Raw genomic sequence first — 12,840 nt, forward strand, 5'->3', positions numbered from 1 at the left:
TTTTAGCCAATTACATCCGACATATCATATTTTCCGGCTTTTTTGCCCTTAAGAAACTTAGCCGCACTCATGGCTCCCTTTGCAAATACCGCCCTTGAATAAGCTGTATGCCTTATTTCTATGACTTCATCAGTGCCTGCAAAGATAACATCATGCTCACCCACTATGGTTCCTCCTCTGACAGAAGAAATACCTATTTCGTTTCTGTCTCTTTTCTTTCTTACCTCAGTTCTGTTAAGATTGTAAGAAATGTCATCAAGCTCGTCTTTCATCACATCGGCAAGCGCAAGTGCTGTACCGCTCGGAGCATCTAATTTTTGATTATGATGTTTTTCTGCTATTTCTATGTCAAATCCATTTCCATAGAGAGTTTTAGTAACATTTTTAAGAAGCTTAAGAAGTACATTTATACCCAAAGACATGTTTGCAGAGATTAACACCGCAGACTCCTTAGCAAGTTTCTCTACCCTGTCAAGCTGAGCATCTGAAAGTCCGGTTGAGCAAAGTACAAGCGGAGTATGTGTTTTTTCGCAATAAGTAAGTAAACCATCCATAGCTGATGCAGTAGAAAAGTCTATAATCACATCAGCTCCGTCTTTAAGTTCATCAAAATTCTTATAAACAGGATATTCATTTTTTGCCTCACCCGAAGGCTCAATTCCTGCAACTACAGTCATTTCTTCGTCTGCCTCAATAAGGGTTGACAACATCTGTCCCATTCTGCCGTTACAACCATGTAATATAACTTTAACCATATTATTCTCCTTGCTCTCTGTATTCAATAGAAACTACTTTATCTTTAGAAAAAATAAAACTAAGTTCCATTATACCTTTTTTATAAATATATTCACTTCCTTTTTCCTTCTGTTCTCCGTATATACTTTCAACTTCTTTCCTGCTCTTGCCTATGTATATTCCTTCCTCCGTCTGCGTACTATCATCGGTTAACAGAACTGACATAAGCTTGTATGGTCCTTTTTTGTTCTCTGCATGTACAAGAAGTCTAAAACCGCTGTATGTATAAACCTTATCCTCACCCTGCATGGCACAACTCGGAGCTTCAAAGGTATCAGACTCAGACTCAAGTTTATTTATATTGCCGGTGGGATCTTCTCCTATAACAAATTCCGTATCTTTTACAACAAATACATATCCTCTGTCTTTTACTTTTTCAACCAGAGAATTAATATTTGTTGCAAGTTTACCTTCATCGGGCTTACAACCGGTAACCAAGCTAAGCATTCCTATACACAATAAAACCATGAGCGTACTTTTAGTTCCTGTTAAACTTCGGCATATTTTGTTTTTCACTTCCTGCCTCCCTTACACTTACCTCGCCCGTAAACAGGGCTTCTTCTTTTCCATCTTCATATTCTACCAGTAATCTTGCCTCATCGTCAACTCCCTTAACCTTTGCCTTTTTTGAACTGTCTGAAGTGATGACAACAATATCTTTATTTAACAGAGTCTGATGCTTCTTATAACTTTCCATAAAGCTATGTTCCGGCAGTTTTTCATAATACTTAAAATAGTTCTTTATTATAGCAGCCGTCAGCTTACTCATAATTCCCTTCGGAGGTTCTTCCCCGTCATAGACAAAACCTGCTATATCTTTAAGTTCTTCAGGAAAATTTTCGTCTGAAGGCTTGGTAATATTTACTCCTATACCTACTACAGCATAAGAAAGTCTGCCGTTTTCCACATCTGTAACTGCTTCAGTAAGGATTCCGCAGATTTTTTTACCCTCAAGATAAACGTCATTCACCCATTTTATGCCTGTGTCCTTACCCGTAACCTCTCTGACTGCTTCAACTACAGCTACCGCAGCTATTGTAGTCAGAAGCATTGCCTCTCTGAAATCCATATCCGGTTTAAGCAGCATACTGAGATATATGCCATTCTTAGGGGAAAAGAAAGTTCTTCCAAGTCTGCCTCTGCCCGCTGTCTGCTTTTTGGCTATCAAAACCCTTCCTTCACCGGCTCCGTCTGCCGCCATATCTTTAAGCAGGGCATTGGTAGATGTAACCTCATCCCTTACCTCTGCTACAAGTTTGATTTTACCCTTATAGCCGTATTCCTCATCAGCCAGTTCATCCATAACACTCTTGGTTGAAAACACATCCCCGGCTTCAAGAAGTTCATACCCCCTGTTGCTTACCGAGCTTATCTCATATCCCTCTTCCTTAAGAGTCTTAATATGCTTCCATACCGCCGTCCTGCTAATTCCCAAAACCTCTGCAATCCTCTCCCCTGATATAGCCTTCCCCTTATTCTTCTCAAGCAAGTCTAAAATCTTATCCGCAGTTTTCATATCTCCCATCCATCCTTATTAAACTCATCAGTAAACAAGCCTTTACTTCATCCACTCTAACATAAGATAAATTCACTTAACTATTACACAACAAACAGCCCCTTACAAAGGTAAGGGCTTCACTCAGTACATTAATCTCTTCCATCAATAAGCAAACCTTTACTTCGTCAACTCTAACATAAGCTAAATTCACTTAACTATTACACAACTAACAGCCCCTTACAAAGGTGAGGGCTTCACTCAGTACATTAATCTCTTCCATCAATAAGCAAGCCTTTACTTCATTCACTCTAACATAAGATAAATTCACTTAACTATTACACAACAAACAGCCCCGTTTGTAAGTGTGCTCGGAAGCGAATGCGCCCTCTCAGCTCTGAGCTTCCGAGTACCTTACAAAGGTAGGGGCGTCATTCAGTATACTGTCTATTTATATTATATACAGAAGAAAGGCTTGCGCAACCCGCAAACCTTCCCCCTTAAACTATATTTTACATTTTAATTCTTCTTTACACCAAGTTCCACGTTCTCACCGTTAATATTCCACTCTTTAGCGTAACCATCTATACTTCCGGTTACAATACCGGTAGCCATTACATCGGTGATTATACTATCTTTATTAGCCTGCATAAGAGTCTCAAGCTTCTCATTGCCTTTAGCGAAAACAGTAATCTTATCCATTACCTCAAAGCCTGCTTCCTTACGCATAGTCTGAATCTTGCTTATAAGCTCTCTTACAAAACCTTCCTCTATGAGTTCAGGCGTAAGCTCTCTGTCAAGCACCACAGTTATACCGTTCTCTGACTGAGTTTCAAAGCCCTCTACCTGAACTGCCTCATAAAGCAGGTCATCCATAGCAAGCTCTTCATCTACTCCGCCTACATTGAGTACAGTCTTTCCTGTTTCCTTAAGTTCTGCCATAACCTTAACGCCGTCTACATTGGCAAGCACTTCCTTAAGGGCATTAAGTCTGCTGCCGAATCTCTTGCCAAGAGTACGAAGCTGTGGCTTAAAGGTGTAGCCGCTGAACTTGCTTACATCATCAAGCATTGTTATATTCTTAACATTTAATTCTTCCTTAATTATATCCATATACATTTCAGGAAGTGTATTCTTGCCTGTTGCAAAATTCACGTACATATTTCCTATTGGCTGACGGTTCTTGATATTTGCTTCATTTCTTCCGGCACGTCCGAGTACAACTATCTCAAGTACCTTTTCCATATTGTCTTCAAGCTCTTTGTCAATATGGCTTTCGTCAACCTTAGGGAAATCACAGAGATGTATGCTCTCAGGAGCAGTCTTATCTATGCTTCTTACAAGGTTCTGATATATTTCCTCTGTCATAAACGGTATCATAGGAGCGGCAGCCTTACTTATCTCTACAAGGGCTGTATAAAGGGTAAGGTAAGCATTTATCTTATCCTGCTCCATTCCCTTTGCCCAGAAACGGTTACGGCAGCGTCTTACATACCAGTTACTCATTTCATCCACAAAGTTAAGAAGTGCCTTTGCAGTCTCAAGTATACGGTAGTTATCAAGATTGTCCTCTACCGCCTTAATTGTAGAGTTAAGCTTTGAAAGCAGCCATTTGTCAATAACAGCAAGCTTATCATACTCCAATTTATATTTAGTTGCATCAAATTCATCTATATTTGCATAAAGCACGAAGAAAGCATAGGTATTCCAAAGCGTGCTCATAAACTTGCTCTGTCCCTCGGTTACAAGCTTATCCGAGAAACGGTTCGGAAGCCAAGGCGCACTGTTTGCATAGAAATACCAACGAATAGCATCAGCACCATGCTTTGCAAGAGCTTCAAAAGGATCTACCGCATTTCCTTTTGATTTACTCATCTTCTGTCCGTTTTCGTCAAGTACGTGGCCAAGCACGATTACATTCTTATAAGGTGCTTCATTAAAAAGCAGGGTTGACTCGGCAAGAAGTGAATAGAACCAGCCTCTGGTCTGGTCTACAGCCTCTGAAATGAAATCCGCCGGGAACTGCTGTTCAAAAAGCTCCTTATTTTCAAACGGATAGTGATGCTGTGCGTAAGGCATAGCTCCCGAATCGAACCAGCAGTCAATAACCTCAGGTACTCTGTGCATTTCCTTGCCGCAGTCAGGACACTTTATTGTAACATTATCAATGAACGGACGGTGAAGTTCTATATCCTCAGGGCAGTTATCACTCATTTCCTTAAGCTCTGCCTTGCTTCCTATAACATGTACCTTACCGCACTCACAAGTCCAGGCAGGGAGCGGAGTTCCCCAATATCTGTTTCTTGAAAGTCCCCAGTCCTGTACATTCTGAAGCCAGTCACCAAATCTGCCCTTACCTATATTTTCGGGTATCCAGTTAATCTTGGCATTATTTTTAAGCAAATCATCTCTTACTGCAGTCATTTTGATAAACCAGGTCTCTTTTGCATAATAGATAAGAGGACTGTCACAACGCCAGCAATGAGGATATTCATGCTCAAACTTAGGGGCATCAAAAAGCAGTTTTCTATCCTCTAAGTCCTGAAGTACAAGAGGATCGGCATCCTTTATAAACTTCCCGGCAAAAGGGGTTTCCTCTGTAAGCTCACCCTGTTCATTTACAAACTGTACGAAAGGAAGGTCATAAGCTCTTCCTATTCTTGCATCGTCTTCACCGAAAGCAGGTGCAATATGAACTATACCGGTACCGTCTGACATAGTTACATAGTTATCTGCAACAACAAAATGTCCCTTTTTATTCTGTTTCTTGGCTGCTTCTCCCGCACAGGCAAAAAGCGGCTCATATTCACGTTTTTCAAGGTCTGAACCCTTGTATCTTTCAAGTATTTCATAAGCCTTGGTATCTTCTGTGGCAAGAGAGCCAAGTACCTTGTCTAACAGAGCTTCTGCCATATAATATGTATATCCGTCCGCTGCCTTAACCTTTACATAGCTTTCATCAGGATTTACACAAAGACCTACGTTGGAAGGAAGTGTCCAAGGCGTAGTTGTCCAAGCAAGGAAATAAGCATCCTCACCCACTGCCTTAAATCTGACTACTGCTGAACGCTCTTTTACATTCTTATAGCCCTGTGCGACCTCGTGCGAAGAAAGAGAAGTACCGCAACGAGGACAATATGGCACTATTTTATGGCCTTTATATAAAAGTCCCTTTTTCCAGATTTCTTTTAATGCCCACCACTCCGACTCAATAAAGTCATCATGGTAAGTAACATAAGGGTTGTCCATATCTGCCCAGAAACCTACCGTTCCTGAGAAATCTTCCCACATCCCCTTAAATTTCCATACAGATTCCTTACATTTTTCAATGAAAGGCTCCATACCGTATTCTTCTATCTGCTCCTTGCCGTTAAGACCGAGGAGTTTCTCAACTTCTATTTCTACAGGAAGTCCATGTGTGTCCCAACCTGCTTTTCTAGGCACTTTGTAGCCCTTCATAGTCTTGTAGCGAGGAATCATGTCTTTGATAACTCTTGTTTCTACATGACCGATGTGAGGCTTTCCGTTAGCAGTAGGAGGGCCATCATAGAACATATAGGTAGGTGCATCCTTCCTGCTCTCTATGGACTTTTCAAATATCTTGTTATCATTCCAAAATTTAAGCGTAGCTTTTTCACGGTCTACGAACTTCATATCAGTTTTGACTTCTCTGTACACTATAATCTTCCTTCTTTCAATTTGATGATATTTAATGATGCAGGTGTCAAATACTTTTGACACCCACATCATCTAATTATGGTAAAATAAATTTACGGTATTGTCAAGTTTCATGTTTACTACATTCTTCACCATCCGGCAAAATATCGCACAACAAGCAATCAATCACTATTTTCTTAAAACTAATTACTTCCTCCGTCATATAAACCTCTCATATCCATTGTCATTCAGCTTTGTGATTATGTCACTCATACCGGGGTATCTGCTTATCAGCTCCTCCTTAATTCCCGCCTCAAAGATATCTTCCTTAAAGGCGGGAATCACGGTACATTTATAAAAGCCGTACTCCCCTCCGTCTGCCAGGCAGCCCCCCTGCCATACTCCTGCCGGAACCACAAACTGCCTCCTTTCTCCCTTTTCCATATCGGAGCCGAGCACTACTTTATTTGTCTTTCCGTCTTCATATAATAAATATAAGTTAATGGAATCTCCCTCTAAAAATGTCCATATCTCCTCATATTTAAGTCTGTGAAAGCAGGAATGGCTGAACGGTTCATTGCAGTACAAGCCGAACATCGTTGAAAAAAGGGGATTATCGTTCTCATTTCTAAACAGAGAGCGGTCACTTTCAGAAATATAGGTGTTCTCAACAGGAAGCAGGAACATATTATATTTTTCTATTAAATAATCCTTTCTGCCCATACTTATACTCCCATAAAAGTTCCGTCATTTTCTGCACTCTTTAATATTGCCCTGCAAACACTAACATTCTTACAGGCATCTGAAACAACGGCAAAATTATTTTCCATATCTGAGGCAAACCCGCCGGAATTAACAAACTTATAGAATTCACTGAACATATTTATATAGCTGTCTGAAAAGCCTGTCTGCATTCCCAAAGTTACAGAAGAATCATCTCCGCCTTTAACCGCTATATTCAGTCTGTCAGGCAGGTCATTGCTCCAGTCCGCTCTGCCGTCTTTACAGATTATATTTAATCTAAGCTCATTTACCTTACCTGCACTTATCTCAGACAGGCACATAGAAGCCAGAGCACCGCCTTCAAGCTCGAACATTACTATGGCAGTATCTTCATTCTTTAATACAAACTCCTTATCCGTCCTATCCTCTGTAAGCTGCCCTTCCCCATTAAGATAAAGCTTTTCTGTCCTGTTCTTAAATTTAGCGCTAACCCTTACTATATTTTCTCCTGTCACAAACTGTATAAGATCAATGAGATGAGAGCCTATTTCAGATACCGCCCTCAAATCATTGCCACCATCTGCATCAAACCTCCAGGAGTTCATAACGGGAGGTATGTGGAAACTTTGTTCATAGCTGCCGTAAAGCATTATAGGAGCTCCAAGCTCATTCTCTGCTATTTTTCTTCTCATTTCCTGAACGGCAGGATAAAATCTGTTGTTAAAACAGAGACATACCGGAACCTCCTTTTCCCTTATCATGCCATCTAATTTTTCAGCTTCATCTGCTTTCAGTGTCAAAGGCTTTTCACAGATTATAGGAACATTTTTATCTGCAAAAAAACAAATCATTTCATAATGCAAGGATGGTTCCGTGCAGATATGCACACAGTCTATACTGTTTATATCTATGGTTTTATAGTCAGTTTTCCATTCTTTTGCATTAAAAAAAGCGGCAAACTCCGCTGCCTGTGAGGGAATATTACTGATCACAGTATGTATATAATTCCCACTTGCAAGTATGGATTTCGCATGCACACCTGCAATAAAGCCTGCTCCAATAATAGCGATATTCATCATTTTCTCCCTACTGATCCATTTATTTTCTATTCTAATTTTCACCATTAACAGTAAATAAAAGGTTAATCCCGTCCTTGTTATAGACAAACAGTTATCAGCCTTTCATCATAGCTACCCTGGCATTTACCTCTTTATATATCCTCTCAGGCTCTTCTCCTATATCAAACCTGCCATTCTCATAAAGAATCTTTCCATTTATCATAGTCATAATAACATTCTGCTTACTTCCGCTATAAACAATGTTCCTTACTATATTGTTGATAGGCTGCATATTGGGTTTATTAAGGTCCAGCATTATTAAATCCGCAAGTTTTCCTGCCCTGAGGCAGTCACAATCTTTAAGTCCCATACAAATTGCCCCATTCACACAGGCCATCTTTAATACTTCTTCCGCAGGAACCGCAGACGCTTTTCTTTCCCTCAGCTTGGCAAGTCCGGTCACAAGAAACATTTCCCTGAACATATCAAGGCAGTTATTGCTTGCAGGGCCATCCGTACCCAGAGCAACTCTTACACCTGCCTTAAGAAACTCACTTATACCGGGAGTTCCACTTGCAAGCTTCATGTTTGAACCCGGATTTGTCACCATTGTCAGCCCTCGCCTCTTAAATATATCTATATCCTCATCCGACATATGTACACAATGATAACCGCCACCGCCATATTCAAACAGACCAAGGCTTTCCATCAGTGCAGTAGGTGTCTTACCGTATCTTTCAATGCAGCCCCTCACCTCGCCTGCCGTCTCCGAATTATGTGTAAATACCGGAGCCTTAAATTCATCTGCAAGCTTTGCAATTCCTTCAAGGTTCCCTACGGAATTGGTGTATTCTGCATGAAAGCCGAGCTTGTAGCTTATAAGCGGATGATAATCATTGAACTTAATATAATCCTCTCTCTGCTCGGAGACAGAGGACATAAAGTTGCTCATTCCTGAAGTCATTACCGTCCTGAAACCTGTCTCAACAGATGCTCTTGCCATATCTTCCTGATAGAAGTACATATCAAAGTCGGCTGTAATACCTGAGGTAAGATATTCCATAAAAGCAAGTTTGCTGAACCAGTAAACAGCAGCCCCGGTAAGCTTTGCTTCCATAGGAAAGACCTGGTTGTTAAGCCAGTCCATCAAAGGCAGGTCATCTGCATATGAGCGCAGAAAAGTCATTCCTGAATGTGTGTGGGCATTCTTAAATCCCGGCAAAATAAGGTTGCCCTTTGCATCTATTTCCCTGTCAAACCCTCCCTCAGAAATGTCAGCCAGTCCTTCTCCTACATAAATGATTCTCTCGTTTTCAGTGTGGAGCTCTCCTTCGGTAACCTTGAAGTCTCCATCCATAGCCAGAACCCTTGCATTATATATTCTAATTTTCATACCTATCTCTTTCCCTTGTCATAAATTTCCCCTAAGGCTCTAGGTGCTCTGTTGAACTTAGAGAAAAATATCAGCAATAACAATGTAAGTACATATGGAAGTATCATGGCAAGATCTGAATAACTGCTCGGCATTTCCATCTTCTTTACAAGGAAATATCCGCCTGAACGTGCAAAACCGAACAGGAGACAGGAGCCCAGTGTAGGAAGTATATTCCAGTTACCAAAAATCATAGCCGCTATAGCAAGGAAACCATAGCCTGCAAAGATACTGCTTGAAAACTTGCCTGAAATAGAATAGGCAAAGCAGATTCCGGCCAGTCCTGAAAGGGCTCCCGAAACCATAATTGCAATGAGACGTATTTTACCGACGTTTTCACCCGCTGCATCCACTGCATGAGGATTATCCCCACAGGCTCTTAAATTCATTCCATATCTGGTCTTATAAAGCAGATACCAGAATACTATTGCAATTACTATTATCATTATTTCAAAAGGATATACATCCTTAAATACGGCTCCAATCACCGGAATGTCTGAAATCCCGGGTATTGTGAGTTTTGAAGACACTGCCAGGACAAATTTGTCTGAAGCCGCACCAAATAAACCCTTATTTAACATTTTAGTGAGATAGGCGGTAAGTGCTGCTGCCAGAATATTGATAACTACACCGCTTATAACCTGATTTGCCTTAAGTTTTATACAAAGAAGTGCATGCAAAAGTGAATACAGGGCACCTCCGATTATTGAAAATATGGCTGCCATTAAAAACTGCATATCCGGACTTACACCATATATATTTGTCGAAATTACCGCCACAAGTGCTCCCACAAAGGCTCCCATTCCCTGAAATCCTTCCAGGGCAAGATTGGTTATACCGCTTTTTTCGCAATAAATACCGCCTACCGCCATTATAAAAAGCGGAAGGGAGAAGGATAAACCATCAATAATAATACTCTCCATTATCCCTTATCCTCCTTTCCTGATTCAACCTTTTTTTCTGTTTCTCCGGCTCTTTCCCTGTTGACATAGTAGCGAATATAGGCACTGCAGGCAGAGAAAAGAAGAATAATACCTGTTATAACTGCAGTAATCTCAGATTCAAGTCCTGAAGCGGAATTAAGATAGGTACTTCCCTTACTCAGTATTGTTATTAAAAATGAAAAGAAAATGATTCCAACCGGACTGCTGTTTGCAAGCAGGGCAACAGCCACCGAGTCAAAACCTGTGGACGGCAGTACTCTTGGCTGAATTGAGCCAAAATATCCCAAATAATAGGTGACTCCTGCAAGACCTGCAAGTGCACCCGATACCACCATTGCGTAAATTATATTTCTTCCTACATTGATTCCGGCATATCCGGCTGCATTTCTGCTAAGTCCCACACTCTTCATTTCAAAACCGAAGCAGGTGCGATCCAGTATGAACTTAATAATAAAGGCTGACGCAATTGCTAAAATTATGCCAAGGGGCAGGTCAATTTTAAGATTACCTGCAAGGGTATCCATAAGTGTAAGTCTGGATTCTGAGGAAACCAGCTTAGACTGACGGGAAACCGGATTTACATAATAGGTGTTTATAAAAAAACTTATTATATACTGGGCTATATAGTTAATCATAATGGTGGATACCACTTCATTTATATTGAACTTAAACTTAAGCCATCCTACAAGGGCACCTATAAGCATACCGATAATGATACCGACTATTACAACAAGCGGCTTGGCAAGTACTGCCGGAAGCGGACTGTAGCCAATTAATACAGAGCTTATAAAGCCTGCGGTTAACATCTGGCCTGCCACACCGATATTAAAAAGTCCTGCCTTGAGAGCTACTGCAACTGACAGGGATGCAAATATCATAGGCGTCCAGGCATTTAAGAAACTGGTAAAATCCGTGAGCATACTTTTATAGGATGCATAGGTTTCTTTTGGTAGCAAACCTGAGCCCTGCAGCAGATTCATATAAGCCACGAACGGATTTTTTCCCTGTAAGGCAATTATAATTGCAACTGCAAAAAGACTTAATATAATAGCAAAAAGTGGGATAGTTACTGTCTGCATCTTCTCATTCCCAAAGCAGGATGCAGGAAAGCTTTTTTTTCTATTATTTTTCATCTGTCTTTACCCCCATCATAAACTCTCCTACCTGATTGGTCGTAAGCTCCTTGGCATCCGCAATTTTCTGAATCTCACCATTATAGATAACACCTATCGTATCAGCCAGGCCCATTATTTCATCCAGTTCAAGTGAAATCAAAAGCACAGCCTTTCCTGAATTCCTTTCTTTGATTATCTGCTTATGAATATTCTCAATGGCTCCTATATCCAGCCCCCTGGTTGGCTGCACAAATATGGCAAGTGGCGATTCCAGTTCTGTTTCCCTTCCTATAATCGCTTTCTGCTGATTGCCTCCGCTCATAGAGCGCACCAAGGTTTTCCCACCCTGACCGCTTCTTATGTCATACCGTTTTATAAGTTCCTCACCATTAGCTTCAATAGCTTTCTGGTTCAGTATTCCCCTTTTTGAATACGGTTCTTTAAAATATGTTTTCAGCACAAGATTATCCTGTAAACTGAAGTCCATAACAAGCCCATACTCCTGACGGTCTTCAGGTATATAGGATATCCCCTCCAAGGTTCTCTTTCTTATGCTATAGTGGGTTATATCTTTTCCGTTTAGGATAATGCTGCCGGCTGAAATTTTTTCAAGGCCTGCTATTGCATCCGCTATCTCCACCTGACCGTTACCGGAAACCCCCGCTATTGCAAATATTTCGCCTCCTCTTATTGAAAATGAAACATTTTTAACCACTGAAAATCCGTCTCTGTTATTAACAGTTAAGTTCTTTACTTCCAACACTGTTTTTCCAAATTCAGCTTCCGGCTTATAAACCTCAAATGACACCTCCCTTCCCACCATAAGATTTGCCATTTTTTTTGTGGTAGTATCCGCTACATCAAGTACATCCACCAGCCTGCCTCTGTTAAGTATTGCGCATCTGTCTGCTATCTGCTTGATTTCTTCAAGTTTATGTGTAATTAAAATAATGGTCTTCCCATTATCACGGAGTCCTCTTATTATCTCCAGCAGAAACTGTATTTCCTGTGGAGTAAGTACTGCAGTCGGCTCGTCGAATATGAGTATCTCAGCTTCTCTATAAAGCATTTTCAATATCTCTACTCTTTGTCTGACAGAAACTCCTATATTCTCAATTACATCTGTAGGATTAACCTCTAAGCCATATTTAGCAGACAGCTCTGCTATCTTCTTATCTTCTTTTTTAATATCTACATAAGGAAGAAAGCCAAACTTTTTGTCTTTACAGGGAAGTCCCAGAATAATATTTTCCGTAATGGTATAGTTATATACAAGCTTAAAATGCTGGTGAACCATACCTATGTTAAGCCTGGTTGCATAGCTGGGAGACGATATATTTTCTTTCCTTCCTCTGACAAATATCTCACCTTCATCCGGCTCATACATACCAAAGAGCATGCTCATTAAAGTAGATTTACCTGCACCGTTTTCTCCTAAAAGGGCAAAGATTTCACCTTTCTTTATCTGTATTGTTACATTGTCATTTGCCACAATACCCGGAAAACGTTTTGTCACCTGCTTCATTTCAACTATATATTCCGACATATTTCTTCCTCTCATAAGTAATTATAATATCCTTTATATGTCATAGGAATTTCCTATAACATATAAAGCTGCCCG

Annotated in this window: 10 protein-coding genes; all 10 read right to left on the reverse strand. The window is 40.5% G+C overall.

Going from position 1 to position 12,840, the window contains the following annotated elements; genetic code table 11:
* Window positions 1-2: 2 nt before the first annotated feature.
* The 10 genes from dapB to GCWU000282_RS12885 all read right to left on the reverse strand — a co-directional run bounded on the left by dapB (window position 3) and on the right by GCWU000282_RS12885 (window position 12,765).
* On the reverse strand, window positions 3-755 hold the full coding sequence (gene dapB / locus GCWU000282_RS12840; RefSeq protein WP_023355583.1) for a 4-hydroxy-tetrahydrodipicolinate reductase: 753 nt from the start codon (window positions 753-755) through the stop codon (window positions 3-5).
* Between the two features lies 1 nt (window position 756).
* On the reverse strand, window positions 757-1,311 hold the full coding sequence (locus tag GCWU000282_RS16090; RefSeq protein ID WP_051384199.1) for a hypothetical protein: 555 nt from the start codon (window positions 1,309-1,311) through the stop codon (window positions 757-759).
* A complete protein-coding gene (locus GCWU000282_RS12850) occupies window positions 1,274-2,311 on the reverse strand; it encodes a biotin--[acetyl-CoA-carboxylase] ligase (protein ID WP_169730272.1) in 1,038 nt (345 codons plus the stop codon). The genes GCWU000282_RS16090 and GCWU000282_RS12850 overlap by 38 nt, the downstream gene beginning before the upstream one ends.
* Before the next feature lie 498 nt (window positions 2,312-2,809).
* Window positions 2,810-5,968: an isoleucine--tRNA ligase gene (gene ileS, locus GCWU000282_RS12855; RefSeq protein WP_035041018.1), complete on the reverse strand. Its 3,159-nt coding sequence runs from the start codon at window positions 5,966-5,968 to the stop codon at window positions 2,810-2,812.
* A gap of 198 nt (window positions 5,969-6,166) precedes the next feature.
* Window positions 6,167-6,670 carry a cupin domain-containing protein gene (locus tag GCWU000282_RS12860; RefSeq protein WP_023355587.1) on the reverse strand — a complete coding sequence of 168 codons (504 nt, stop codon included), beginning with the start codon at window positions 6,668-6,670 and terminating at the stop codon, window positions 6,167-6,169.
* 2 nt (window positions 6,671-6,672) lie between these two features.
* Entirely contained in the window at window positions 6,673-7,749 is a 1,077-nt protein-coding gene (locus GCWU000282_RS12865) for a Gfo/Idh/MocA family protein (protein WP_207637295.1), read from the reverse strand.
* 94 nt (window positions 7,750-7,843) lie between these two features.
* On the reverse strand, window positions 7,844-9,121 hold the full coding sequence (locus tag GCWU000282_RS12870) for an amidohydrolase family protein (protein WP_023355589.1): 1,278 nt from the start codon (window positions 9,119-9,121) through the stop codon (window positions 7,844-7,846).
* Between the two features lie 2 nt (window positions 9,122-9,123).
* Entirely contained in the window at window positions 9,124-10,083 is a 960-nt protein-coding gene (locus GCWU000282_RS12875) for an ABC transporter permease (protein WP_023355590.1), read from the reverse strand.
* The gene (locus GCWU000282_RS12880) at window positions 10,083-11,237 is read right to left on the reverse strand and encodes an ABC transporter permease (RefSeq protein WP_023355591.1); all 1,155 of its coding nucleotides are present in this window, start codon (window positions 11,235-11,237) and stop codon (window positions 10,083-10,085) included. Before GCWU000282_RS12880 ends, GCWU000282_RS12875 begins: the two co-directional genes overlap by 1 nt.
* A complete protein-coding gene (locus GCWU000282_RS12885) occupies window positions 11,227-12,765 on the reverse strand; it encodes an ABC transporter ATP-binding protein (RefSeq protein WP_035041023.1) in 1,539 nt (512 codons plus the stop codon). The genes GCWU000282_RS12880 and GCWU000282_RS12885 overlap by 11 nt, the downstream gene beginning before the upstream one ends.
* Window positions 12,766-12,840 lie beyond the last annotated feature (75 nt).

It is taken from the genome of Catonella morbi ATCC 51271 (genome assembly GCF_000160035.2).
In the GTDB taxonomy this organism is placed as follows: Bacteria; Bacillota; Clostridia; order Lachnospirales; family Lachnospiraceae; genus Catonella; species Catonella morbi.

Bases quoted from the DNA above. Each gene is read 5' to 3' on its own strand.
- GCWU000282_RS12865 (WP_207637295.1), bottom strand. From the start codon at position 7,749: ATGATGAATATCGCTATTATTGGAGCAGGCTTTATTGCAGGTGTGCAT.
- GCWU000282_RS12885 (WP_035041023.1), bottom strand. From the start codon at position 12,765: ATGTCGGAATATATAGTTGAAATGAAGCAGGTGACAAAACGTTTTCCG.
- GCWU000282_RS12880 (WP_023355591.1), bottom strand. From the start codon at position 11,237: ATGAAAAATAATAGAAAAAAAAGCTTTCCTGCATCCTGCTTTGGGAAT.
- GCWU000282_RS12875 (WP_023355590.1), bottom strand. From the start codon at position 10,083: ATGGAGAGTATTATTATTGATGGTTTATCCTTCTCCCTTCCGCTTTTT.
- dapB (WP_023355583.1), bottom strand. From the start codon at position 755: ATGGTTAAAGTTATATTACATGGTTGTAACGGCAGAATGGGACAGATG.
- GCWU000282_RS12850 (WP_169730272.1), bottom strand. From the start codon at position 2,311: ATGAAAACTGCGGATAAGATTTTAGACTTGCTTGAGAAGAATAAGGGG.
- GCWU000282_RS12870 (WP_023355589.1), bottom strand. From the start codon at position 9,121: ATGAAAATTAGAATATATAATGCAAGGGTTCTGGCTATGGATGGAGAC.
- GCWU000282_RS12860 (WP_023355587.1), bottom strand. From the start codon at position 6,670: ATGGGCAGAAAGGATTATTTAATAGAAAAATATAATATGTTCCTGCTT.